This is a genomic window from Rothia mucilaginosa (genome assembly GCF_964210535.1).
GTDB lineage: Bacteria > Actinomycetota > Actinomycetes > Actinomycetales > Micrococcaceae > Rothia > Rothia mucilaginosa_F.
In genome coordinates, this window is record NZ_CAXOMR010000025.1 from 1 (window position 1) to 25,017 (window position 25,017).

Here is a 25,017-nt window from a genome sequence, read left to right on the forward strand (position 1 = left end):
AAGCACTCCCGGTACGGATGCGCTACACGATATTGTTACCCCAGTGCGGAGGACGCTGCTGACGCATCCATTCCAGACGCTCGCGCTCCTCCGGGGCCAGCGGCTGCGCAGAAGCAGCCGCCTTCTGAGAACTCGCCTTCTGGGGGTTCTGCTTCTGGGCATCAGCTTTCTTCGGGGAAGCCCCCGCGGCAGAGGAAGTACCCGAAGCCACAACCGGAGGCGTCGTCACGCCCACCAGCAGAGGCTCAGCCCCGCTCACCGAGCCGCCGCCGCTCACACGACGGTGCCCACGGCGCGGCTTCGGCGTTGACGAATAGCTAGCCACGGACCTCAGCATCCTCGTCCATATCCAGGTAGTGCAGCACGCGCGCCACCACGGCGTCCGGATCAGCAAATACTTCCAGGGTGCCCAGCGTAATGTAGTTCCAGCCCGTGCGGCTCAGACGCTCCGGCACCAGGCGGGTACGCTCACGCACCGAAGCACGCGCATAATTCGGCTCACCATCGGAGCACGCCACCAGCGGCATAGCCGCCGGAACACTCGGGTTCGAAGAGACCACGGGAGCCACACCCAGCGCGGGAACCGGCTCAGCCGCCAGCTTCTCCGGGGCGTGCGCAATCAGAGCGATATCGCCCTCACCGCGGGTCACACGCACACCGCGAGCCTGCAGACGCGCCACCAAATCGTTCAGCAGCCAGTCGCCCAAATCCGGGGTGTCCGCGTCGTCGACGGCCAAGAACGCGTTACGCGGCAGGGTCTCCGGCACGCGCTGTGCCTTCGCTTCCACCTCTTCACGCGCCTGACGTTCCGCGTGTTCACGCAGCAGGTGGTAGAAATCCACCGCGCCATGATGCAGCTTCTGCGGGTCCAGCTCGGAGGGGTCAATGCACGAGACAATGCGCAGGGCACGGCGTGCACGAGTCAACGCCACCACAAAGCCCTGGCGACCGTGCTCAGCAGACAGCTGACCCAAATCGTAGGACGCCTGACCCAGGCGGGCACGACCCACACCCAGGGAGAAAATCACGGTATCGCGTTCGAGGGTCTCGGCGCGGGTCAGGTCGACCACGCGGAAAGACTCTTCACCAGCGGCGAAGAACGGCCCCAGCTGCGGGTACAAGCTCAAGGCATGACGCACCGACTCAGCCACACGCTGAGCGTGCTTCGGGCTAGCCGTCACAACCGCCAGCGAACGGTCCGGGGTACGGTAGGCGTGCTCCAGTACCAGGTTTGTCACGCGCTCCACCTCAACACCGGGCGAATCCAGGTTCGCGTTATCGCTCACTTTACCGCGAGTATCAATGTACTCAACGGTCAGCGAACCGGCGGGCTGGGCGGAGGCGCGGCTCACCGGAGCCGCATGCAGCTGCGAACCGTAGAACTCACGGTTCAGGTAGTCAAGAATCACCGGGTCCATGCTGCGGTGCAGCATCGCCAGGGTGCGGTTGGGCAGTACGGTAGCGAGCACGTCGAAGGTGCTGTCCAGCTGCTCACCTGCCGGTTCCGGCGCCCCAAAGGTCGGGGCGGACACGATGAACGGCGAGGGGTAACCCGAATGCGGGTCGCCCAGGGCAATCACCTGGTCGGCGCGAGTAATCGCGGGCAGGTTCGCTGCCAGCGGGGTCGACTCGGAGTCCAGCAGCAGCACCGTATCAAAACGCATGGAGGCGGGAACCTTACGCGCCAGGGCGAAGGGGCTCGCAGTCCACAGCGGCAGCAGGGTACGTGCCATCACCGGGGCGTGAGTCAGCAGCTCCTCGAGCACGAACTCGTAGCCGCGCAGCTGGCTCTTCAGGTACGCTGCCTGATCATGCTTAGACTCAATACGCTCAGTCCACACGCGAGCAACCTTCGCCAGCAGACGCGCCGGGGCGCTAGTCATGTGGGCGTAGTCGGCACGGCGGAAACGGGACTCCGTATCGCGCAGACGGTCACCGTCCAGCAGCTTACCTTCGTGATGCTGTAGCAAGAATTCCAGGGCAGACTGCCACCAGGCAAGCTCCAGTTCAGCGGAAATAACCTCGGTCGGAACCTGACGCGCGTACAGGTCATCGAGCAGCTCCGACAGGCCGCGCTCACGCAGTTTCTGGGTCAGGGCGTCACGCTCCGGCAGGGTCATCAGCAGCACGCGGTCCGCCATGAGAGCATCCAGGCGCGCATCCAGAGCATCCAGGTCGGTGCGCACGAAGTCGGTGCCCTCAATGGTATCCGCAAGAACAATACCCAGACCCGCCAGCTCAGACACCAGAGAGTTCAGGGCTGCAGCCAGCTGGTCCAGGTTCTCCGGAATCTGCGGGGTGCGGGGCGCCTCAATGTGGCGAATCCACTCGGCACGCTCAGCCTGAACCACCTTCAGCTGCTCGTGCAGGTCACCGATATTCACGCCGGGCAGGATGTATTCCTTCGCCGCGCGGCGCAGGCGGGAACGCTGCATACTGCTCATCTCGATGCCGTTCTCACGGCGCCACGAACCGGAGGCAGTCGCCGCAATCAGGTCGGTCACCGGGCGGTCGTAGACATCCGCACGGAAACGCTTGAGCGTCTCACGGATACGCATCAGAATCGCCAGCTGCGACTCCCACTCAGCGATGGTGCGGCCGCGGCGCAGACCCAGCATGGCGCTGGTCTGGTTCATCGCCTCACGCAGGTTCAGCAGGGAGGACTTGAGGGTAATGACCAGGGCGTACGCCTCGGCGGCTTCCTCGTCATTGACCAGGCGGGCACGGTACCACGGGGAGGTGCGCGAAGCCGCCGCAAAACCATCAATCTCACCCAGACGCACCAGCTCGGCACGCACCTGCTCACGCTCCAAGAGCGAATCGAGCATAGGGCGGTCAAAACGCACGCGGGTTGCCGGGCCGTCCTCGGAGGCGGTCAGCTCAGCCAGACGCTGCAGCGCCGAGTAGACAGAAATCTGCCAGTTGGCGTCCTTGTTCAGCAGGGCACGAGTGTGGTCGAGCAGCGCGGCACGGGTCGCCACAAGCTCTTCGTTCAGGTCCTCAGAGTTAGGCTCTTCGGCGCCCTCATTACGCACGATTGCGCGAATGAACTCGGCGCGCTGAGCCTCAGCATCGTGCTCGGCAAGCAGGTCGTAGCGCAGGCTCTCAATACCGGTGCGCTTGAGCAACGCCGAGAATTCAGCGAGGGTGGAGCGCTTCTCGCCCACCACGAGCACGGATTTACCGCGACCCATCAGGGCGGATGCAATATTCACGGCGGTACGCAGCGGCTCGGTGCCGGGCGCCGCAGTGATGGTGAAGGAGAATCCGCTGACCGCGGTGTCGACAATTTCCTGGGCGTTCGCATCCGCGTCCAGCAGGAGCATTTCCTCTGCCGGGTCACGCTGGTCCAGGGGCGGCTGCAGGTTGTGGGCGTTGAGCTCGCGCGGCTTCACGCCGGGCACCTTCAGCGCCGCCAGGTCACGAACCAGCGGGGTGATGGCGGTGTGCGGCAGCTCGCCCAGGCTTTCCTTCAGGTCAGCAAAAGTGGAGATAAAGTACTTCGACTCGATGGTCATGCCCGGAATACGGCCTGCTGAGGCGCGCATACGTTCAATGACCGGCTCGGGGTCCAGACGGGACATGGAGTTCGCCAGCTGCGCCACATCCATGGTGCCCAGGTCGATGCCGTATTCCTGCTTGATCTGTCGGACCATCGCCGGGTTCAGGCGTGCAGAACCGGCGAGGCGCAGCTCGAAGTCGTCGTCCTTCGGGTGCGGGGTGATGCTCAGCGGCGCCATGAGAATCGGCGCGATGAAGCGCTTCTCGTAGGCGGCAGCATCCTCGCGGGTGTCGTGCGACAGCCAGGAGGCGGTACCCGCCACGAAGTAGCCGGAGTCCAGGCCGTGGTCGGTGGCGAGTTCGTAAATCTTGGTGCGCAGGGTGCGTGCGGAACGCATGCCCGCCTCCAGCTGCGACTTGTCGCGCAGAATCGTGGAGAGGCGGGTCTTACGTCCGGCGAGCAGCTGTGCCAGGCCGGAGGGGTTCGCCTCGGACAGGTCGATGTGCACGTAGTCGACCTGGTTGAAGTCGAGCATCGCGTCAGGGCCGGTGTAGACGTCCATCTGTTCTGCCCAGCGCTCAAGCCCCGCCGAGGGATCAAAGTCCTCGTGGGCGGGGTTCAGGTGTGCGGGCAGCTCGGCGATGTTGATTTCGTCGGCTACTTCGTGGGTTTCCTCTGCTGAGGTCGCGGCGGCTACGGCGGGCTGAGCGGTATCAGCCGGGGTGCCGGGTGCGGGCTGCGCGTCGGTAGGCTCGGGAATCTGGTTCACGTCGTGAGTGTCCTTGTGGGTCAGTGCGGTGTACGTTTGCACGTACACACCGAAGATGGTGGTTCTTCCGGGGTCCTCTGCCCGGTGTGCCTCATGCTGTGCTTCAAGCGGGGCGGGTGTCAGCGCACGCCCGTATGCTCAATGCTCCTGTGTGCTTAATACGCCGGATGCTTACTTCGACCACATTGCGATGTTGGCGACGAGCAGCACTACGGTCACCAGTACGTAGAAGACCAGGGCAGGCAGAAGCGCCCAACGGTACTTGGGTGCCAGTTCGCCTTCCAGGTTGCCGAAGCGCAGGGAGCGGAAGAGGAAGAAGCTCAGGATCGCGCCGGGCAGGTTACCGATGATGACCAGCAGAATGGTCAGGTACAGGGCGTAGGCTCGTTCGGTGCGTTCGTTCTCTGCGCCTGCGAACTTGAGGGTGCCGCCCAGCAGCAGGCTGAGGCAGGCGTTCAGGAATGCCACGGTGAAGAAGGGAATCTTCAGGGCTGCTTGGAAATCCATCTGGGAGTTCGCTGCGCCCAGAGCAATCCACAGCAGTAGCAGCGCGGGGATAATCATGAGGTACCAGAACAGGTACTTACGCATCTTCTCGGTGTTTTCGATGAGCGCGAAAATTGCGGTCACAGGGTGTCTCTTTCAGATGGTCTCAGGCGGATTCGGTCGGATTCAGGAGGAGTGAGTGAAGGAGCAGGTGGGCACAATAATACCTTGTCAGGCGTCGGTTTCGTCCCCAGCGTTGAGGGCGTCGTCCACCTGGTCCTGCAGGGATTCGCGGCGCTCATTCTCAACGAATTCAATGTAGCGGCGCACGATGTAGTCCAGCAGCACCGACAGCGCAACGAAGGAGTAGTAGGGCTTGCGCTGGGTGCTGATCTGGGTGGGGGTGGTCTGGTAGTGCAGGGAGTACTCGGCGTGCGAGGACATGTAGTTCACACCAATGGCGGTCACCGCAATCATGGGGATGCGGCGCAGCGCCAGCATCTTAATGTGTTCGCGCATGTTCTCGGTCTGACCGGAGAAGGACACAATGATGACCACGTCGTCCTGGGTCATATTGTTCATGGCGCTTTCGAACTCATTACGTGCCGGGATGACCTGGCAGAACTTACCGCATACCTGCATGGACTTGGTAAATTCCTGCACGGCATTGCGCTGAGCGTAGCCGGTACCGAAGCAGTACACAGTGCGAGCCTCATGGATGCGCTTGAGCAGTCCGCTCAGCTCCATGTGCTCGAGGTAGTCGTAGGTGCGCTGAATATCTTCGCGGCCACTCTCAATGAACCGCGGGTTGAAGGGTTCGCTGCGGTTCAGAGAGGACTTAATGAAGTACTTCAACTCAGCAAATCCGGAGAAGTTCAGCTTCTTCGTCAGGCGAATAATTGAGCTGGTCGAAGTATACGTTTTATGTGCCAAAGAGTTGATCGTTGACTCCGCAACGAACTCTTCATTTTCTAGCATGAATGCCAAAATTTCCCGTTCAGTTTCACTGAACCGGTGCTGGTTCGCATTCACGACGTCTTGTAAATCCACTCAAAGCTCCTGAATCCGATGGTGAGCAATATATAAATAGTACACGCTCTAGGGTCATCGGCCAGGGTGGGTGGGGATGGTCATCCCTCACTTTGAGTGGGGTCTCGTGCAGATTTGAGCTGGGCATGTGTCCAGGCACGCGCCTGGGTACAGCTTCGCCGGCGGCATCGGTGTTATCCGATACCGCCGGCGAAGTCTATACCTTATGAGGCGTCATGCCGTCAGACGGTTGAAAGCTGAGTCCTCTTAGGAGAGGGTCTTAGCTTCGTTCACCATGGTCTCGAAACGCTCGCGAACCTGGGGAACGTCCATGCCGACGATGACCTGGAATGCCTTGCCCTTGCGGACGAGGCCCAGAGCACCTGCATTCTTGAAGTCTGCATCCGAGGGGCTGACGAGGGACTCATCAGCGACGGAGACACGCAGGCGGGTTGCGCAGTTGTTCACGGTGGTGATGTTCTCTGCGCCACCGAGCAGTTCGAGGAAGCCAGCTGCGCGGGGTGCGTAGAGGTCGCCGTCAGCGGACTCAGCAGCTGCGCCGCCGTTCTTCTCAGCAGCCTTAGCTGCCTTGTACTCTGCCTTGCTGTAGAGCTTGGTCTCGCCGCCGTCTTCTTCACGACCGGGGGTCTTGAAGTCGAACTTCAGAATCATGAAGCGGAAGATTAGGAAGTACAGGACGGTGAAGCACAGGCCCACACCGATCTGCATGAGGTAGGTGCCGGAGTGGTTTGCCCACAGCGGGATCCAGTTCTGGAACAGGAAGTCGAGCAGACCGCCACCCATGTAACCAACCAGACCCAGCTGGTACATGATTGCTGCCATGGATGCTGCCAGGATTGCGTGGACCAGGAACAGCGGGGGTGCCAGGAACAGGAAGGTGAACTCGAGGGGCTCGGTGATACCGATCAGGATTGCGGTAAGGCAGACGGGGATCATCAGAGCGAGAACTTCCTTGCGCTTCTCGGGACGAGCAGTGGTGTAGAACGCCGCTGCGATACCGATGGGTGCAAAGACCTTGGAGTTACCGTGCAGTGCGAAGCCGCCGCCGGGGAACAGTTCCTTCAGGGGCTTGTCGCTCTTTGCGAACTCGGTCAGGTGGGTCGGCCAGTCCTTAGCAATACCGTTCGGGGTAACAACATTACCGAAGACGAACGGGGAGTAGATGAAGTGGTGCAGACCGGTCGGAATCAGGAAGCGCTCGAGGAAGGTGTAAACCCACACGCCGAGTGCGCCGGATGCGATGAAGAAGCCCTGCAGGGAGGAGATGCCGTGCTGAGCGTAGGGCCACAGCCAGGAGAACAGGAATGCCACGGGCATCATCAGGAAGAAGCAGACGCCGTAGACGTACTGGGAACCCTGGAAGATACCGAGGAAGTCGGGCAGCTTCTTGTCGAACCAGCGGTTGTGTACCCACACCACGATTGCGGAGATGATGATTGCACCGAAGATACCGGTGTCCATGGTCTTGATACCGGCGATCATCTTCAGACCGGTACCTGCCGCGCTCTTAGAGATGTCGGTGGTGTAGTCCAGGTCGAAGAAACCGGTGCCGCCCTTGCCCCATACCTTGAGCATGGCGCCGACGAAGTAGTTGAAGGTCAGGTAGACCATTGCAGCTTCCATCACTGCACGTGCGTTAGCGGTCTTTGCCAGTGCAATGGGCAGACCGATCACGAAGAGCAGTTCCATCTGGTTGAAGACGGTCCATGCGCCGGACTCCCAAACGGACCAGAAGTGGTTCCACGCGCTTTCCTTGTCAGCAGCGAGGGGGATCAGGTCGCCGTTCTGTGCAATGATCGCAATACCGACCGCGAGGCCAGCGAATGCGAAGAGAAGAACGGGTGCCAGCATGGCAGAGCCGAACCTCTGTACTTTTTCCATCATGAGGCTATACGCCCTTTCGGGTTGTCGAGTGAGCGGACGCAGGTGCCGGCGATCGTTGCCAGTCTGCGGTGACAACACCGTATCTTTATACCCCCAAACGAAAGTATATGAGACGGGTGCCACATATCCTGCGTGCGCTAAATGCCGAATGTGTTTTAGACAGAAACAATAATGCCAGGTATTACCTACCCGCAGGTACCAAAACTGTGAGTTTTGAAAGAGTTTTTCAGAACCTGAAACATATCCCGGCACTGGTTAAAAATACTTGCTGCAGATGAGACTTTTTCCCTATTACCTAGCGCACAGAATCGATAGCATAAACAGTGCACCCATAGGTCAGAGTGCATAAACACTCACCGCCTCAATACGCGGTGCGCATATCATTCTTCAACCTCACACATACCCCGGACTTAATACATGCGCTTCCTCACCCTCAATACGCACAGCTGGTGCGAAATCCACCAGATTGCCAAGATCCGTACCCTCGCCAAGTTCATTATTGAACAGCAGGTGGACGTCATTGCGTTGCAGGAAGTCAACCAGCTCACCTCCACCCCCGTGGTGAAGGAGCCCCTCAACTACCGCGGCGGCGCCGGCGTTCCGGTCCGCGAAGACAACTACGCCCTGCTGCTCGTGCAGGCGCTCAACGAAATGGGTGCCACTTACGAGTGGACCCTCACCGAAACCCACATCGGTTGGGACCGTTACGACGAATGCGTAGCTATCCTCTCGCGCCTGCCGATTCGCGGTATCAAGCCCATCAATATGTCCCCCGGCTACGGCTACCACCAGGTGCAGCGCCGCGCAGCACAGGCAACGCTCATCGAAACTGAGACGGGCACCTTCTGGTGCGCTACCACCCACATGTCCTGGTGGGACTTCGACGGCGAGCCCCTCTTCGCGCAGGAATACGCACACCTCTCGCAGGAGCTTGCCGAGTGCGCCCGCACCGCACCGGTACTGCTCGGCGGCGACTTCAACTCCGCAGCACATCTGAGCAATGAAGGCTACGCGCTGGTCACCTCCAGCGGCATGGTGGATACCCGATCCCTAGCGGAGCACACCGACGGCGAGAACACCGTCCACCGCGAAATCGCCGGCTGGGAAGGTAGCACGGATGCCAAGCGCATCGACTTTGTCTTCGCTGACCGCCTGGTCGACGTGGTATCCCACGCGGTTGTCTTCCGTGACAACTCCCCCGAGGCGATCTCCGACCACAGCGGCCTGCTGCTAGAGATTGACCCCTCCAGCTGGGCGCCGGAGAGCCTCCTTACGCCCCTCACCAGCCAGTCCTAAAGGGGCATCAGACGTTAGCCGCCCGCAGAGCGGCACCACACAACACTCATCCATACCAAGGGAAGGAAGAACAATGACGACCCAGACCCAGTGGTGGCAGGAACCCGTTGTCTACCAGATTTACCCCCGCTCCTTCAACGACTCCAACGGCGACGGCATCGGCGACCTGCCCGGTATCACCGAGAAGATTCCGTACCTCGCCGACCTGGGCATTCAGGTGCTGTGGCTCTCCCCCATCTACGCTTCCCCGAACGATGACAACGGCTACGACATCTCCGACTACCGTGCCATCATGACCGAGTTCGGCACCATGGAAGACTTCGATGAGCTGCTCGAAACCGCGCACGAGCACGGCATCAAGCTCATGATGGACCTGGTCGTCAACCACACCTCCGACGAGCACGAATGGTTCAAGCAGGCACGCTCTTCCAAGGACAACCCCTACCGCGACTACTACATCTGGCGCGACCCCAAGGGGTTCGACGAGGACGGCAAGCCGATCCCGCCGAACAACTGGATTTCCTGCTTTAGCCCCTCCGTATGGGAGTGGGACGAGGCGACCGGCCAGTTCTACCTGCACTACTTCTCCATCAAGCAGCCCGACCTGAACTGGGAGAACCCGAAGGTCCGCGAAGAGGTCTACGACATCATGCGCTTCTGGCTGGACAAGGGCGTGGACGGCTTCCGCATGGACGTCATCAACCTGATTTCCAAGGATCTCTCCTTCCCCGAAGACCCGGCAGTCCTGGCTGGCGGCCTCGACAACTCCCTGGCTGTCGCCGCTAACGGCCCGCGTGTGCACGAGTTCCTGCAGGAGATGAACCGCGAGGTCCTCAGCAAGTACCCGGTCATGACCGTGGGCGAAACCCCCTGCGTGACCGTGGACGACGCCGCGCTCTACACCGGTTTCGACCGCAACGAGCTGCAGATGGTGTTCCAGTTCGAGCACATGGACGTGGATGCCTCCGAGGGCGGCGTGACCGGCAAGTGGTCCGACCGCCGCTTCGACCTGGTGGACCTCAAGAAGGTCCTCACCCACTGGCAGGAGGGCCTGCACGGCCGCGGTTGGAATTCCCTGTACTGGAACAACCACGACCAGCCCCGCACCGTCTCCCGCTTCGGTAACGACTCCCCCGAGTACCGCACCGTCAGCGCCAAGATGCTGGGCACCGTACTGCACCTGATGCAGGGCACCCCCTACATCTACCAGGGTGAAGAGCTGGGCATGACCAACGTCTTCTTCGACGATGTGAAGGACTACAACGACCTGGAGATTCACGACTCCTGGCGCAAGTACGTTGAAGAGTCGGGCCGCGTCTCCGCCGAGGACATGCTGCGTTACATCAGTGCCTCCGGCCGCGACAACGCACGCACCCCCATGCAGTGGACCGCCGGTGAGAACGCAGGCTTCACCACCGGCACCCCGTGGCTGAAGCTGAACCCGCGCTACACCGAAATCAACGCAGAAGCAGAGCTGGCTAACCTGGATTCGGTGTTCTACCACTACCGCGACCTGATTAGCCTGCGCCGCGAGCACCCGATCATCCTGACCGGCGAGTACCGCCTCCTGGATGAAGAGGATGACCAGGTCTACGCCTACCTGCGCGTGAACTCTGACGAGGACGCCGATGCAACCGGCGAGCGCGCCCTGTTGGTCGTCGCCAACTTCACCGATGACACCGTGCAGCTGAACTACGCGGGCGGCAACCTGGATTCGGTGGTTCTGACCAACTCGCAGGCGCTCTCCCCGAACGAGCTGAAGGCTATCGAGAACGCTCCGAAGCTGATTAGCTCGAACTACCGCGATGAGAACCGCGAGTTCACCGACGAGGGCACCCTGCTGCGCCCCTACGAGGCGAAGGTTTACCTCTTCGGCAACGCTAAGTAGGCACGCCCCAAAAATGTAATGCGCGAGGGGGATCCGGCACAGACATTCCGGTCCCCCTCGCCCTATACTTCAATCACAGACACCTTTTCCCTCTTCGGCGTAACCCGCCGGTACAGAAAGGCAATTATGAGCAACTCCGAGGCATACGAGGTTCCCTCCTACGAGGGCCGCCAGTGGTGGAAGGAAGCCGTGGTGTACCAGGTGTACCCCCGCTCCTTCAACGACGCGAACGGCGACGGTATTGGTGACCTGAAGGGCATCACCGAGAAGTTGCCCTACCTGGCTAAGCTGGGCATCAACGTCATTTGGCTCTCCCCCGTGTTCGACTCGCCGAACGTGGACAACGGCTACGACATCTCTGACTACTTCGCCATCATGAGTGACTTCGGCACCATGGAAGACTTCGACGAGATGCTCGAAACCGCCCACAAGCACGGCATCAAGATCCTGATGGACCTGGTCGCAAACCACACCTCCGATGAGCACCCCTGGTTCAAGGAGTCCCGCTCTTCCAAGGACAACCCCTACCGCGACTACTACATTTGGAAGGACCCGAAGGGCTTCGACGAGGACGGTAACCCGATTCCTCCGAACAACTGGGCGTCCGAGTTCGGCGGCCCGGCGTGGGAGTGGGACGAGGCGACCGGCCAGTTCTACCTGCACATCTTCTTCAAGGAACAGCCCGACCTGAACTGGGAGAACGAGAAGGTTCGCGAGGACCTGTACTCCATGGTCCGCTGGTGGCTGGACAAGGGCGTTGACGGCTTCCGCCTGGACGCTATCAACATCATCTCCAAGCCCGAGGGCTTCCCGGATGACCCCTCCACCGACTACGAGAAGCACACCTCCTCGATTCCGTTCGTCATTACGAACGGCACCATGGTGCACCCGTGGATGAAGGAACTGACCCGCGAGACCTTCAGCCGCTACGACGTGATGACCGTGGGCGAGACCAGCGCGACCAGCCCCGAGGACGCTAAGCTGTGGGCTGGCTACCACACCGGTGAGCTGAACATGATCTTCCACTTCGATCACATGGGCGTGGATAACGACCCGAACGGCAATCTGGGCGGCAAGTGGTCCTACGCACCGTACAAGCTGACCGAGCTCAAGCGCATCCTGAACGACTGGCAGACCACCCTGGAGGGTAACGCCTGGGGTTCGCTGTACTGGAACAACCACGACCAGCCGCGCGTTGTCTCCCGCTTCGGTAACGATTCGGATGAGTTCCGCACCCTGTCCGCTAAGCAGCTGGCGACCACTCTGCACTTCATGCAGGGCACCCCGTACATTTACCAGGGTGAAGAGCTGGGCATGACCAACGTGAAGTTTGATTCGATTGAGGATTACCGCGACGGTGACTCGATTCGCTTCTACGAGGACATGCACGTTGACCACAAGCGTCTGAGCCACGAAGAGGCGATGCAGGCGATCTACATCAAGGGCCGCGACAATGCTCGTACCCCGGTTCAGTGGGATGCTTCCGCTAACGGCGGTTTTAGCCCCGAGGGTGTGACCCCGTGGATTGCTGTGAACCCGAACTACCCGGCGATTAACGCTGAGGCTGTTCTGGCGGATGAGGATTCGATCTTCTACCACTACCAGCAGCTGGTGGCTCTGCGCCGCGGCAAGCTGAAGGACCTGATGGTTTACGCATCCTTCGCTCCGGTGGATTCGGTTCAGGTTCCGCACAACGAGGACGAGGCTGTGTACGCGTACACCCGTACCGGTGGCGCTGACGGTTCCCCCGCGAACGAGTCTCTGTTGGTGATTTCGAACTTCACCGCTGAAGAGCAGGAGCGTGACTTCGCCCTGCTGAACGAGGCTCGTGAGGCGGGCGCTCGTGTTGAGCTGGTGAGCTCCAACTACAAGGACGATGCGGGTTCGACCCTGCGCCCCTACGAGGCGAAGGTGTACCACATCGTACGCTAAGCGCTGTAGCTCGTTGAGTGCTACCGCGTGCCGATAAGGTGAATAGACAGTAAAAGGAGGGTGAGGCTTATGCCCCGCCCTCCTTCTGCTGTACCCGCAAGCCTTCTTAGCTCTGATTAGCTGGCGAACACGAGCTGCAGGATTGGCACGGCGAGCGCAATCATTCCCACGCTGACGACCGCCCCGGCGGCAATCACGGGGGCTGCGGTACCTTCGTGCCGGTAGTGTGTTTCCAGAATGACGATATTAGCTGCTGGCGGCAGAACAGCCAGAAGGAAAAGCACCTGCGGATGCGCGAGCAACTGGTCAAAGTGCACACCCGCCATATCGTGCGCCCAACGGGCGAGCGCCAGCACGCCAATACTGTAAACGCTCACGAGCCCGGCGCGTAGGAGAGCCCATCCGGCGGCGCGAGTCAGGTCGGCGCGGTGCAGTTTGGCGGCGCCGAGCCACATGCCCAGAACGATCATTCCGATAAAACTGAAAACCCAGGTGAGCACCCGGTAGAAACCCGCCCCGTGAACGCTCAGGAAAGAGCCGGCGGGCAGGCAGAGCAGACCCACCACCACGGCGATAACGGGCGGGCTGGTACGCAGACCCCGCAACACCGTGAGGAGGGTTTCATCGCGGCTTCTAGGGGCTTGCGCATCCGGTGCGTTGTCCTCCCCCGCTCTAGGGCGCCCTGCACTTGCATCACCGCGTAGCAGCGAGGTGCCCAGGATATTACCCATGATGGAGTTGCCAATATACGCGCCAATGTACACGCGCACGGCTTCTTCACCCCAGAATCCGGCAACCACGGGGATACCGAAGAGCCCCGCGTTCAGGTACACGAAGGCGAGCTTCTGCACGGGGTCGCCGGTGATGCGCCCGGCGCAGAGCACGCCGAGAACCATCAACACCATGGTGGAGGCGGCAACAAAGAACAGCTCGGGACGGCTGGTGGCGACGGTGTAGATGATGACGGCGGGAATAATCCAGCGGGTCAGCAGGGTTGAGGCACCTTCTTTGAGGCGGGTGCTCCGGCGTTCGGGTAGCAGTAGCGCGAGCCCCAGACCTAGACTTAGGTAGATGAGTGGGAGGATGATTCCCATGCTCGTTCCTTTCGCTGTTGCGGTGTCCCTGCTGTTTTTGCCGCGATGGGGCGTGTCTAATAACCCTACCCTGAACCTTCAGGTTGAGGTTGATTATTTTTTCTCTATGGTTTTCGGATTTTTCGCGTCATATTGCATCATATTCCGTCAAACCCTCGTTTTTTATGCGGTTCGCTTCTAGTCTTGAAATATAGAAAGAATATGTCCTCACCGTATTCTTTCAATCTATCGCCGACACTCATTTTCTCGCATCATTAGACGCGCTGTTGTTTCTTCTCATGCGAGGTCATATATCCAGGAGCCCGCAATGCAGCAACCGTATCTTTCTTCTCCTCCCGAATCTGGAGGCGTCCCGCACCACTCCGCAAAGAACCCCGCGAAGGCGCAGGGGCAGCACGCCGGTGTGCATATTCCGTGGCGCTCTTCTTCGGCTCCCTCAGCCTCGAATGTTTCGACCGTGGTAGCTGAACCTGTCGCCGTTGATAATGCGCCTGTAGCGCCTGCGAGCAGCCCTGAGCGCACGTTTAGGGTCCCGCACCCGGTGTTGAGTGTTATCTCGTGGCTGATTGCGGCTGCGAGCGCCGCGTGGCTTGTGATTCTGGGCGTCTCGTTGGCGTTGAATGTCGCTTCGGGTGTGAGTCACGATTCTGAGTTCATGATGCTGACCTACGGTGTGTACATGGCGTGCGCGTTTGGGTTCTGCTGTTTTGGCACGTTTTTTGCTCTGCATTTTGGGTTGGGGTCGAGCGCTCATTGGCGTGATTCGATTCGTCACCCGAACCACCCGCACTAAAAAGGTTTATTTCTTGGCGTAGTCTTTTAGGGCATTTATTTGGAGTGCGTTTTTATTTAGAGTCGCAGTTTAAATAAATAGACGATTTTTTATAAATTCAAAAATATCCGCCCAGAAATTTTCTACATGTTCTTACGCAAGAAGCCGCCCGGCGCATCCACAAACGGATGCACCGGGCGGCTTCTTCACGGGCTCTCAGCTACAAAGCCACGCAACCCAAAGTGGGGATTACTCCCACTCAATGGTTCCCGGGGGCTTGGAGGTAACGTCCAGCACCACTCGGTTAACGTCCTTGACCTCGTTCGTAATACGGTTCGAAATCTTAGCCAGCAGGTCGTACGGCAGGCGCGACCAGTCAGCAGTCATTGCGTCTTCCGAAGAGACCGGGCGCAGAACAATCGGGTGGCCGTAGGTACGGCCGTCGCCCTGGACGCCCACGGAGCGAACGCCAGCCAGCAGAACCACGGGGCACTGCCAGATGTGCTCGTCCTGGCCAGCTGCGGTCAGCTCTTCACGTACGATAGCGTCAGCGGCACGCAGGGTCTCCAGGTTCTCGCGGTTAACCTCGCCGACAATGCGGATGCCCAGGCCGGGGCCGGGGAAGGGCTGACGTGCCACGATCTTCTCGGGAACGCCGAGCTCACGACCGATAGCGCGAACCTCGTCCTTGAACAGGGTGCGCAGCGGCTCAACCAGTTCGAAGGTCAGGTCGTCGGGAAGGCCGCCCACGTTGTGGTGGCTCTTAATGTTTGCGGTGCCATCGCCGCCGCCGGACTCGACAACGTCAGGGTACAGGGTGCCCTGGACCAGGAACTTGATGTCTGCGCCCTCTTCGCCAGCTTCAGCGATCAGCTTGCGCTGTGCCTCTTCGAAGGAGCGGATGAACTCGCGGCCGATAGCCTTACGCTTCGCCTCAGGCTCGGTGATGCCCTCGAGTGCGGAGAGGAAACGCTCCGACTCGTCAATGGTGATGACCTTGATGCCCATGGATGCTGCGTAGTCCTGCTCGACCTGTTCACGCTCGCCCTCACGGAGCAGACCGTGGTCGATGAAGAAGCAGGTGAGCTGGTCGCCGACAGCCTTGTGCACGAGTGCTGCCGCCACGGAGGAGTCAACGCCGCCGGAGAGCGCGCAAATAACGCGGTCGCTACCGACCTGCTCGCGGATCTTAGCGACCTGCTCCTCGATGATGTTGTTGGTGGACCAGGTGGGCTTCAGGCCTGCCACGTTGTAGAGGAAGTTCTCCAGGGCGACCTGGCCGTAGTCGGAGTGCTTCACCTCGGGGTGCCACTGCACGCCGCCGAGCTTGCGGGACTCGTCCACGAATGCTGCCACGGATGCGCCGGGGGTCTTTGCCAGCACCTCGAAGCCTTCGGGGGCTTCGGTCACGGAGTCACCGTGAGACATCCACACGTTCTGGGTGGTGGGGGTGCCGGTGAGGAAGGAGGAGTTCTCAGCGCAGACCACAGCGTCGGTTGCGCCGTATTCGCGCAGACCGGTCTGGGCGACGGTGCCGCCGAGGGTCTGGGCCATCACCTGGAAGCCGTAGCAGATACCGAAGATCGGCACGCCGGCTTCGAAGAGAGCCTTGTCACCCTTGGGTGCGCCATCGGCGTAGACCGAGGAGGGGCCACCGGAGAGCACAATGGCGGCCGGGTTCTTGGCGAGCATCTTCTCGGTGCTCATGGAGTGGGGGACGATTTCGGAGTAGATGCCGGCTTCACGCACGCGGCGAGCGATGAGCTGCGCGTACTGTGCACCGTAATCTACCACCAGGACGGGACGCTCTTCGAGCTGGTCCAGGTTCACAGAGTTGGTCACGAAAATTACCTCAACGTGTTGGTACTAATCCGCGCACTTGCGCGGGGATATATCTATTTTACGCTATCGCTATACGCCGCCGACGGCACGTAGACACTCCCCCATTCTGGGGTGCCGCCACATGCCCTAACAGGGTAGAGCGCGCGTATAGAAAGCACCGCCCGGCGACCGGCAGACCAAAACCTGCCAACCGCCAAGCGGTGATTCATGAAGCTACATTAGCCGCGGTATGCGGGAACCACGGTCAGGTCCGCCTTCTGGAACTTCTTCAGGTCCAGGTAACCGCAGTTAGCCATCGCGCGCTTGAGCGCACCGACAATGTTGCTGGTGCCGTTCACGTGGTGCGAAGGACCGTACAGGACCTCCTCCAGGGAGCCGACAACACCCAGCGGGGTGCGTACGCCGCGCGGGAAGTCCAGCGAGTGCGCCTCGTTGCCCCAGTACCAGCCCTGGCCGGGAGCCTCAGATGCGCGAGCCAGCGGAGCACCCAGCATGACAGCGTCGGCGCCCAGTGCGAGTGCCTTCACCATGTCGCCGGAGCGGCCCAGGGAACCGTCAGCAATCACGTGTACGTAGCGGCCACCGGACTCGTCCAGGTAGTCCGAACGTGCCGCTGCGACGTCGGCAATAGCGGTTGCCATCGGTGCGGAGATGCCCAGGCCCTGGCGGGTGGTCTGAGCGGAGCCGCCACCGAAGCCCACCAGCACGCCGGCTGCGCCGGTACGCATCAGGTGCTTAGCCTGCGAGTAGCCAGCCACGCCACCGACGATGACGGGAACGTCCAGTTCGTAGATGAACTTCTTCAGGTTCAGCGGCTCGTGAGAGGTCGAAATGTGCTCAGCGGAGACGGACGCACCGCGGATAACGAACAGCTCAACGCCTGCCTTCACCACGGTCTCGTAGTGCTCCTGGGTGTTCTGCGGGCTCAGGGAGCCTGCAACAACCACGCCGGAGTCACGAATCTCTTCCAGGCGCGCAGTAATCAGTTCCGGCTTAATCGGCTCGGAGTAAATCTGCTGCATGCGGGTGGTTGCGGAGGCGGGGTCCGCCTCGGGCAGTTCAACAATCTCGTCGAGCAGCGGCTGCGGGTCCTCGTAGCGGGTCCACAGGCCCTCAAGGTTCAGCACGCCCAGGCCACCCAGCTTGCCCAGTGCAATAGCGGTCGCCGGGGACATGACCGAGTCCATGGGCGCACCAATAATCGGGGTGTCGAACTTGAAGGCGTCAATCTGCCAGGAGGTGTCGACGTCGCGGCGGTCGCGGGTACGGCGGGTGGGCACCAGCGCCACGTCGTCCAGGGAGTAGGTGGGGCGGGCGTTCTTGGAGAGGCCAATCTGAATTTCAGACATGGGGTGAATCCTTTCGAATTCGGTTTGAGGGGTGCCGCTGGGCGTTATTCGCGCCGATGCCCGCCCCGATACCCGAGCGGGTATGGGGCGGGCTCAACGGCGCATGGTGTGCACGCCATGCGGCGAATCATCGTTAGTGATGCGTTTTAGCGGCGGTAGTTCGGTGCTTCAACGGTCATCATGATGTCGTGCGGGTGCGATTCCTTCAGACCTGCGGGGGTGATGCGCACGAACTGACCCTTGTGCTTGAGTTCCTCGATGGTGCGGGAACCGACGTAGAACATGGTCTGGCGCAGGCCGCCTTCGAGCTGGTGAATCACTGCGGAGAGCGGGCCGCGGAAGGGAACCTGACCCTCAATGCCTTCGGGGATCAGCTTCTCTTCGCTGGAGACGTCAGCCTGGAAGTAGCGGTCCTTGGAGAAGGACTTGTGGCGGCCGCGGGTCTGCATCGCGCCGAGCGAACCCATGCCGCGGTATGCCTTGTACTGCTTACCGTTCATGAAGATCAGCTCGCCGGGAGACTCGGTGGTACCGGCCAGCAGGGAGCCGAGCATCACGGAGTCAGCGCCAGCAACCAGTGCCTTACCAATCTCGCCGGAGTGCTGCATACCGCCGTCAGCGATTAGCGGCACGCCTGCCGGGATTGCTGCCTTAGCGGACTCGTTGATAGCGGTCACCTGGGGAACGCCAACACCGGCGATAATGCGGGTGGTGCAGATGGAGCCGGGGCCAACGCCGACCTTCACGCCGTCAGCGCCAGCGTCGATGATTGCCTGTGCGCCCAGGCGGGTTGCAGCCTGGCCACCAATAACGTCCACGTGTGCTGCGGCGGGGTCCTTCTTCAGGCGGGCAATCATGTCGAGCACGCCCTGAGAGTGGCCGTTTGCGGTGTCCACGAACAGTGCGTCGACGCCAGCCTCGACCAGGGTCATTGCGCGTTCGTAGCCGTCACCGAAGAAGCCGATAGCGGCGCCGGCACGCAGGCGGCCGTCCTCGTCCTTGGTGGCGTTGGGGTACTGCTCGGTCTTGACGAAGTCCTTCAGGGTAATCAGACCGGCGAGCTTGCCTGCGTCGTCGACCAGGGGCAGACGCTCAATCTTGTTGTGGGACAGCAGCGCGAATGCTTCGTCCTTGGTGACGCTGGGGTGCGCGGTGACCAGCGGCATGGGGGTCATGATGTCGCGAACGCGAATGCCGTCGTAGTCGGAGCGGGAGATGTAGCGGATATCGCGGTTGGTGATGATACCTTCCAGCACGCCTTCTTCGCTGACGACGGGCAGACCGGAAACCTTGTAGTAGCCGCAGACCTCATCGTACTCGGCGATGGTTGCGTCAGCACCGATGGTGACGGGGTTGATAATCATGCCGGACTCGGAGCGCTTCACGCGGTCAACGTGTGCAGCCTGGTCCTCAATGGAGAGGTTGCGGTGGATAACGCCCATACCGCCCAGACGTGCCATAGCGATTGCCATAGCGGAGTCGGTCACGGTGTCCATTGCAGCGGAAATAATGGGGGTGTTCAGGGTGATGCGCTTGGACAGGCGGGTGGAGGTGTCCGCATCGGAGGGAATGACGTCGGTGTTACCGGGCAGCAGCAGCACGTCATCATAGGTCAGGCCGGTGAAGCCGAAGGGATCCTCGGACAGAGCGGTGGGAATGGTCATTGTCTACCTTTCGGATGCTGGCTTCATCGGTGAGAAGCTCAGCCTATACGTTGCGTATGTCAAGATGCGGTACAGCCCGTCTGCTCGCACCCCACAAGGTGGTTTGAGCGCAAACGGGAGCAGCTTACCTTCTATAGTAAACCGCTAAAGGTTTCTTTGCTGAGAAACACTCATAGTAAGCGCTCCTCAGCGGGAGGCTGTCGGCAGGTTCTAGCACGCTCAGAGGCGAGCGCATCCGAGCCTACCGACAGCGAGTGCCCGGTACCGCCTCCATAGTGGAGGAGGCGGCACCGGGCACACACACTATTTAGTCTTCTTCAGTTTCTTCGGGCTTCTCAACCACCAGGGTCTCGGTGGTCAGCACCAGAGCCGCGATGGAGGATGCGTTCTGCAGAGCCGAACGGGTCACCTTCACCGGGTCAATCACGCCGGCTTCGATGAGGTCCACGTACTCGCCGGCCTTGGCGTTAAAGCCGTGACCCACAGGCAGCTCGGAGACCTTCGAGACGATGACGTAACCGTCTTCGCCAGCGTTCTCAGCGATCCAGCGTAGCGGCTGAACCAGGGCGCGGCGAACAATCTGTACACCCACGTTTGCGTCGTGGTTGCCCAGGTCCATGCCGTCCAGTGCCTTCAGCGCGTGAACCAGTGCGGAACCGCCACCGGAGACGATGCCCTCTTCCAGGGCTGCACGGGTGGAGGACACAGCATCCTCGATGCGGTGCTTGCGTTCCTTCGCCTCAACCTCGGTTGCGGCACCGACCTTGATGACGCCCACGCCACCGGCGAGCTTAGCCAGGCGCTCCTTGAGCTTCTCGCGGTCCCATTCGGAATCCACACGCTCAATTTCACGGCGCAGCTGCTGCACGCGGTCCTCGATTGCCTCGGGGTCGCCGCCACCGTCCACGATGGTGGTGTGGGACTTGGTGACGGTCACGCGGCGTGCCGAGCCCAGGTGCTCCAGGGTGACCTGCGGCAGGTCAATGCCGAGCTCACCGGTCACGACGGTGCCGCCGGTCAGAATTGCCAAATCCTGCATGATTGCCTTGCGGCGGTCACCGAAACCGGGAGCCTTCAGAGCGACCACGTTGATGGTGCCGCGCAGCTTGTTCACGACCAGTGCGGAGAGCGCCTCACCGTCAACGTCTTCTGCGATGATGGTCAGCGGCTTCTTCGCCTGAACGATCTTCTCGAGCACGGGCATGATTTCTGCGATGGTGGAAATCTTGCCCTGGTAGAGCAGCACGAGGCTGTTCTCCAGCACTGCTTCGCCGCGCTCAGCGTCGGTGACGAAGGAGGGCGAGAGGTAGCCTTTGTCGAACTGCATACCTTCGGTGATGTCCAGTTCGATTTCGGTGGAGGAGCCGTCTTCGATGGTGATGACGCCGTCCTGGCCGACCTTCTCGAAGGCGCGAGCCAGCAGCTCACCGATCTGCTCGGACTGGGCGGAGATAGCGGCAACGTGCGCCACCTCGGGGCCCTGCACGGGGCGTGCGTTCTCGAGCAGGCGTGCGGAAACAGCCTCCACAGCAGCCTCAATGCCGCGCTTGACGTCGGCGGGTGCCGCGCCGCTGGTAACATTGCGCAGGCCCTCGTTGACCAGTGCCTGTGCGAGCACGGTTGCGGTGGTGGTGCCGTCACCGGCTACGTCGTTGGTCTTGGTGGCGACTTCCTTCGCCAGCTGGGCGCCCAGATTTTCGTACGGGTCGTCCAGTTCAATTTCGCGAGCAATGGACACGCCGTCGTTGGTGATGACGGGTGCACCCCACTGCTTGTCGAGCACAACGTTGCGCCCGCGCGGGCCGAGGGTTACCTTGACCGCGTTTGCCAGCTTATCGACGCCAGCCTGCAGGGACTTGCGGGCGGCATCGTTGAATTCAAGCTGCTTAGCCATGTGTTCGCTACTCCTAGTGCGTCACAGAAAGGAAATTTTTAAGGGGCAGATGATAGCTCATGCGCCGTACCGGATGAGCGGTACGGCGCATGAGCATCTGAAAGTATTAGTCGACGATTGCCAGAACGTCGCGTGCGGAGAGAATCAGGTACTCTTCGCCCTGGTACTTAACCTCGGTGCCACCGTAGCGGGAGAACACGACAACGTCGCCTTCCTTGATGTCTACGGGAATGCGGTTGCCCTTCTCATCCACGCGGCCCGGGCCAACGGCGACAACGCGTGCTTCCTGCGGCTTTTCCTTCGCAGTTTCGGGGATGACCAGACCGGATGCGGTGGTCTGCTCAGCCTGCTCGATCTTGATAACGACGCGGTCTTCCAGGGGCTTGATAGCCATAATCGGTTCCTCCGGGTTGTGGATTTACGTTTGATGCGAGACAGCGGCGCAGTGGCGCGCCCAATGACTGTCTCGAGTGCTACCTCAACTCTAGTTTCACCTGTGCTTTCGGTCAAGAAAAGCACCCCTCTGCCGGGGTGTTTCACCGCAAGGCGAACGCTGAGCAAAAAACCGAGCAGATCGGGCTCCCCACCTCTCAAAACCGGCACCCCGTAAAATGAGGAGCATGCCTATTCCCGCATCCCCTTTTACTCCCGCCGCCAAGCTTCCGTTCAGTGCCGAAGCGCTCGCGGCAGCCGATGAGCTCTACCCGCTGGGCTCGGATACGCTCAGCGCCGTTACTTCTTTGCGTTCGCGAGGTTTCAGCCCCGAGGAGTCTGCGCAGATTATTTCGCTGGCGCAGGCTCGTACCCGTGCGCGCGCCAAGTTCGGCGAGCGCGCCCGCACCCTCATGCTCACTCAGGAGGCGGCGGAGCAGGCGACCCGCCCGGTGATTGCGCATTATCGCGCTCAGCGTCTGCGCCCGGTTGCCGGCACGGTGGCTGATTTGGGGTGCGGTATCGCCTCGGATTCTGCCGTGTATGCGGCGGAGCGCGGTGCCGTGGTTGCGGTGGAGTTGGATCCGCTGACGGCTTCTTTTGCGGCGAAGAACCTTGAGTTTTGCCCGCAGGCGCGCGTGTATTCGGGGGATGTGACCGATTATGTGCACGGTGAACTTCTGGACGCTGCCGGTGAGCCGGTGGGCATTGTGTGGATGGACCCGGCACGCCGCGAGTTGCGCGGTGCTAAGAAGGCTCAGACGGAGCGTCTTTTTGATCCGGAGGCGTTCTCTCCCCCGTTCTCGTTCGTGCTGAATCTGGCGCGTACGGGTGTGCCGATGGGCGTGAAGTTGGGCCCCGGTTTTCCTCATGAGGGCATCCCCTCGCCCGAAGATATTGCGTCGGAGGCGAACCCCAACCCGCGCGTTGAGGCGGAGTGGATCCAGTCGGAGGGATCCCTCGCCGAGTTGGTGCTCTGGTTTAACGCACTGGCTCAGGAGGGGGTGGCTCGCACGGCAACCTCTGTGCGCGAGTGGCCTGCGGAAGAGGCTGCCCCTAATGAAGGATCAACCGAAGGCTCAACCAAAACCGGCGCCCTACTGCCTCCCTACGAGGCGGTGAGCTTCCGCAGCCCCTTGACGGCGGAAGAGGCGGAGCAGAGTGTTGACGTTCCGGTGTCCCTGCCGCAGCCGGGTGAATACCTGCTGGAGCCTGCCCCGGCGATTGTGCGCTCGCATCTGGTCGCTGAGTTTGCGCAGAGTATTGGCGCGCACCTGCTGGATGAGCACCTGGCGTACCTGTGTTCTGCCGAGCCGGTGGAGCATCCGTTGGTTGCCTGCTACGAGGTGCTGGAGGAGATTCCCCTGCAGGAGAAGCAGCTGAAGCGTTGGGTGCGTGAGCAGGGCTTTACGGCGCTGACGATTAAGAAGCGTGGCGTGGACATTGTTCCGGAGCAGTTGCGTGCGCGCCTGCTGGGTTCGGCGGGTTCTAAGCCTTCCAAGAAGAAACAGAAAAAGAACGTTAATTCTTCTTCGGGTGTGCAGGAGCCCTCGTACCGTCCGGCGACGCTGGTCTTTACCCGCATCGGTTCGGGTAGGGATTCACGCCGCGTCGGCTGGCATGTGCGCCCGCTCTAACCTCACCAGCCCCGGCTGCCCATACCGAACTACCCAGCGCTGACGACCCAGACCCGACTGCCCAGACCCGAGGACGGGTTACCGTTCGTGACGATTCATGACGTTTCCCGTTCCGGATTCTGCACTCGACAGGGCACCGGGCACCGCAAGACCGTACACTAGATACGGTGCCTAGTAGAGGTACTCCCCCGCAAAAGCCGGCTCCCACCGGCTAGCGCACAGCCGGGTAGAGCCCACCGATAATAACTTCCATAGTCGGCACCATGCACGACCCTATTTCCAGACGCAGGAAAGGCAATATGATTGACTTTGCTACCTCCCCGCAGTCCACTCTCGGCGTGGAATGGGAGATTGCGCTCATCGACCGTGAAAGCGGTGCCCTGACCCAGCGCGCCAGCGAGGTGCTATCCATCCTGCGCGAGCGCCGCCCCGAACTGCTTGAGCCCGCCTCCAACCGGGCGCATGTGACCGGCGAGTTTCTGGAGAACACCGTCGAAGTGGTGACCGGCATCTGCCGCACCGTCGCTGAGGCGTGCCGTCAGCTGCAGGATTTGACGGATACCCTGCGCGACATCACCGATGAGCTGGGCATTGAGTTCTACCCCGCCGGCACTCACCCTTTCTCCCACTGGGCTGACCAGCCGGTTGTGGCGAAGGAACGCTACCAGCGCGTGGTCGAGCGCGCCCAGTATTGGGGCCGCCACATGGTCATTTACGGCGTGCACGTGCACGTGGGTGTTGACTCCCGCGATAAGGTTCTGCCGCTTATTGACGCGCTGACCAACTACGGACCGCACCTGCTGGCGCTTTCGTGCTCTTCCCCCTACTGGGATGGGGTCGATACCGGTTACGCTTCGCACCGCACCCAGCTTTACCAGCAGCTGCCCACGAACGGTCTGCCCTTCCACTTTGACACCTGGGAGCAGTACAGCGACTACCTGGAGTCACTCGTGGCGACCGACGTGATCAACGACCCGAGCGAGGACCGTTGGGATGTTCGCCCGGTTCCGCGTTACGGCACTATTGAGATGCGCTATTGCGATGGCCTCGCCTCCCTGCCGGATGTTGCGGCGATCGTGGCGTTCACGCAGTGCCTGGTGGAGTACTTCTCCCGCCAGATTGAGGCGGGTGAAAGCGTTGAGGTGCTCGCCCCCTGGCACGCGCAGGAGAATAAGTGGCGCGTTGCCCGCTACGGCCTGGAGGCTAAGATCGTGGTCTCTAACGAGCCGGTGCAGCGTACCCTGCGTGAAGATTTTGAGCTGCTTCTGCCCAAGCTGGAGCCGGTGGCACGCGACCTTGACTGCGAGGTAGAGCTGGCGCAGGTACGCCGCATCCTCGCCGAGGGTACGGGTGCGGATCGTCAGCGTGCGGTCTTTGAGAAGACCGGCTCTCTGCGTGAGGTGGCGCTGGATGTTGCCGCGCAGTCTCGTGCGCGAGCGCTGCGTTAGAGCCGCCCCCAGCTAAAGTTTGAATACAGAAAATGCCTCGGCGCAGTCCTTTGTGAGACTGTGCCGAGGCATTTCTAT

General features: G+C 61.1%; 17 protein-coding genes. 6 read left to right on the top strand and 11 right to left on the bottom strand.

What is annotated here, in order from left to right:
• Positions 1-22: 22 nt before the first annotated feature.
• The 5 genes from AB8C10_RS07795 to AB8C10_RS07815 all read right to left on the bottom strand — a co-directional run bounded on the left by AB8C10_RS07795 (position 23) and on the right by AB8C10_RS07815 (position 7,691).
• Entirely contained in the window at positions 23-325 is a 303-nt protein-coding gene (locus AB8C10_RS07795; RefSeq protein ID WP_141747365.1) for a hypothetical protein, read from the bottom strand.
• Entirely contained in the window at positions 318-4,319 is a 4,002-nt protein-coding gene (locus AB8C10_RS07800; RefSeq protein ID WP_368867393.1) for a DEAD/DEAH box helicase, read from the bottom strand. Before AB8C10_RS07800 ends, AB8C10_RS07795 begins: the two co-directional genes overlap by 8 nt.
• A gap of 123 nt (positions 4,320-4,442) precedes the next feature.
• Positions 4,443-4,901: a cell shape determination protein CcmA gene (locus AB8C10_RS07805; RefSeq protein WP_070642894.1), complete on the bottom strand. Its 459-nt coding sequence runs from the start codon at positions 4,899-4,901 to the stop codon at positions 4,443-4,445.
• 87 nt (positions 4,902-4,988) lie between these two features.
• Positions 4,989-5,735 carry a MurR/RpiR family transcriptional regulator gene (locus tag AB8C10_RS07810; protein WP_246823180.1) on the bottom strand — a complete coding sequence of 249 codons (747 nt, stop codon included), beginning with the start codon at positions 5,733-5,735 and terminating at the stop codon, positions 4,989-4,991.
• A 318-nt stretch (positions 5,736-6,053) separates the two neighbouring features.
• The gene (locus tag AB8C10_RS07815; RefSeq protein ID WP_049363244.1) at positions 6,054-7,691 is read right to left on the bottom strand and encodes an alpha-glucoside-specific PTS transporter subunit IIBC; all 1,638 of its coding nucleotides are present in this window, start codon (positions 7,689-7,691) and stop codon (positions 6,054-6,056) included.
• A gap of 417 nt (positions 7,692-8,108) precedes the next feature.
• Here AB8C10_RS07815 and AB8C10_RS07820 point away from each other — a divergent pair, with 417 nt between their 5' ends.
• From AB8C10_RS07820 to AB8C10_RS07830, 3 genes are all read left to right on the top strand, one after another.
• Positions 8,109-8,987 carry an endonuclease/exonuclease/phosphatase family protein gene (locus tag AB8C10_RS07820; RefSeq protein WP_049346414.1) on the top strand — a complete coding sequence of 293 codons (879 nt, stop codon included), beginning with the start codon at positions 8,109-8,111 and terminating at the stop codon, positions 8,985-8,987.
• Between the two features lie 73 nt (positions 8,988-9,060).
• Complete coding sequence (locus tag AB8C10_RS07825; protein ID WP_368867394.1) at positions 9,061-10,875, top strand: alpha-glucosidase; 1,815 nt, start codon at positions 9,061-9,063, stop codon at positions 10,873-10,875.
• A 126-nt stretch (positions 10,876-11,001) separates the two neighbouring features.
• Positions 11,002-12,807: an alpha-glucosidase gene (locus AB8C10_RS07830; protein WP_368867395.1), complete on the top strand. Its 1,806-nt coding sequence runs from the start codon at positions 11,002-11,004 to the stop codon at positions 12,805-12,807.
• Between the two features lie 116 nt (positions 12,808-12,923).
• On the opposite strand, the gene AB8C10_RS07835 is transcribed toward AB8C10_RS07830, so the two are convergent.
• Entirely contained in the window at positions 12,924-13,901 is a 978-nt protein-coding gene (locus AB8C10_RS07835) for an AEC family transporter (protein WP_368867396.1), read from the bottom strand.
• A 307-nt stretch (positions 13,902-14,208) separates the two neighbouring features.
• On the opposite strand from AB8C10_RS07835, the gene AB8C10_RS07840 reads away from it, so the two are divergent.
• Complete coding sequence (locus AB8C10_RS07840; protein ID WP_368867397.1) at positions 14,209-14,694, top strand: hypothetical protein; 486 nt, start codon at positions 14,209-14,211, stop codon at positions 14,692-14,694.
• A 228-nt stretch (positions 14,695-14,922) separates the two neighbouring features.
• Here AB8C10_RS07840 and guaA read toward each other — a convergent pair whose 3' ends face one another.
• The 5 genes from guaA to groES form a co-directional block, all read right to left on the bottom strand.
• On the bottom strand, positions 14,923-16,515 hold the full coding sequence (guaA, locus tag AB8C10_RS07845; RefSeq protein ID WP_313968599.1) for a glutamine-hydrolyzing GMP synthase: 1,593 nt from the start codon (positions 16,513-16,515) through the stop codon (positions 14,923-14,925).
• A 218-nt stretch (positions 16,516-16,733) separates the two neighbouring features.
• A complete protein-coding gene (locus tag AB8C10_RS07850; protein WP_005505070.1) occupies positions 16,734-17,864 on the bottom strand; it encodes a GuaB3 family IMP dehydrogenase-related protein in 1,131 nt (376 codons plus the stop codon).
• A 146-nt stretch (positions 17,865-18,010) separates the two neighbouring features.
• Positions 18,011-19,528: an IMP dehydrogenase gene (guaB, locus tag AB8C10_RS07855; RefSeq protein ID WP_368867398.1), complete on the bottom strand. Its 1,518-nt coding sequence runs from the start codon at positions 19,526-19,528 to the stop codon at positions 18,011-18,013.
• Positions 19,529-19,835: 307 nt separating this feature from the next.
• Positions 19,836-21,422, bottom strand: coding sequence for a chaperonin GroEL (gene groL, locus AB8C10_RS07860; RefSeq protein ID WP_368867399.1), 1,587 nt, complete (start codon positions 21,420-21,422; stop codon positions 19,836-19,838).
• 106 nt (positions 21,423-21,528) lie between these two features.
• Positions 21,529-21,816 (bottom strand): co-chaperone GroES, encoded by a 288-nt coding sequence (gene groES, locus AB8C10_RS07865; protein WP_005505066.1) that lies wholly within the window; start codon positions 21,814-21,816, stop codon positions 21,529-21,531.
• Between the two features lie 226 nt (positions 21,817-22,042).
• On the opposite strand from groES, the gene AB8C10_RS07870 reads away from it, so the two are divergent.
• Both AB8C10_RS07870 and AB8C10_RS07875 read left to right on the top strand, forming a co-directional pair.
• Complete coding sequence (locus tag AB8C10_RS07870; protein WP_368867400.1) at positions 22,043-23,491, top strand: class I SAM-dependent methyltransferase; 1,449 nt, start codon at positions 22,043-22,045, stop codon at positions 23,489-23,491.
• Positions 23,492-23,790: 299 nt separating this feature from the next.
• Positions 23,791-24,939 (top strand): glutamate--cysteine ligase, encoded by a 1,149-nt coding sequence (locus AB8C10_RS07875; protein WP_368867401.1) that lies wholly within the window; start codon positions 23,791-23,793, stop codon positions 24,937-24,939.
• The last annotated feature ends 78 nt before the right edge of the window (positions 24,940-25,017 follow it).

What these genes read in the sequence shown, in the direction of transcription:
- AB8C10_RS07820 (WP_049346414.1), top strand. Translation starts at nt 8,109, where the DNA reads ATGCGCTTCCTCACCCTCAATACGCACAGCTGGTGCGAAATCCACCAG.
- AB8C10_RS07870 (WP_368867400.1), top strand. Translation starts at nt 22,043, where the DNA reads ATGCCTATTCCCGCATCCCCTTTTACTCCCGCCGCCAAGCTTCCGTTC.
- AB8C10_RS07830 (WP_368867395.1), top strand. Translation starts at nt 11,002, where the DNA reads ATGAGCAACTCCGAGGCATACGAGGTTCCCTCCTACGAGGGCCGCCAG.
- AB8C10_RS07875 (WP_368867401.1), top strand. Translation starts at nt 23,791, where the DNA reads ATGATTGACTTTGCTACCTCCCCGCAGTCCACTCTCGGCGTGGAATGG.
- AB8C10_RS07835 (WP_368867396.1), bottom strand. Translation starts at nt 13,901, where the DNA reads ATGGGAATCATCCTCCCACTCATCTACCTAAGTCTAGGTCTGGGGCTC.
- AB8C10_RS07825 (WP_368867394.1), top strand. Translation starts at nt 9,061, where the DNA reads ATGACGACCCAGACCCAGTGGTGGCAGGAACCCGTTGTCTACCAGATT.
- groES (WP_005505066.1), bottom strand. Translation starts at nt 21,816, where the DNA reads ATGGCTATCAAGCCCCTGGAAGACCGCGTCGTTATCAAGATCGAGCAG.
- AB8C10_RS07840 (WP_368867397.1), top strand. Translation starts at nt 14,209, where the DNA reads ATGCAGCAACCGTATCTTTCTTCTCCTCCCGAATCTGGAGGCGTCCCG.
- guaB (WP_368867398.1), bottom strand. Translation starts at nt 19,528, where the DNA reads ATGACCATTCCCACCGCTCTGTCCGAGGATCCCTTCGGCTTCACCGGC.
- AB8C10_RS07850 (WP_005505070.1), bottom strand. Translation starts at nt 17,864, where the DNA reads ATGTCTGAAATTCAGATTGGCCTCTCCAAGAACGCCCGCCCCACCTAC.
- AB8C10_RS07815 (WP_049363244.1), bottom strand. Translation starts at nt 7,691, where the DNA reads ATGATGGAAAAAGTACAGAGGTTCGGCTCTGCCATGCTGGCACCCGTT.
- groL (WP_368867399.1), bottom strand. Translation starts at nt 21,422, where the DNA reads ATGGCTAAGCAGCTTGAATTCAACGATGCCGCCCGCAAGTCCCTGCAG.
- AB8C10_RS07810 (WP_246823180.1), bottom strand. Translation starts at nt 5,735, where the DNA reads ATGCTAGAAAATGAAGAGTTCGTTGCGGAGTCAACGATCAACTCTTTG.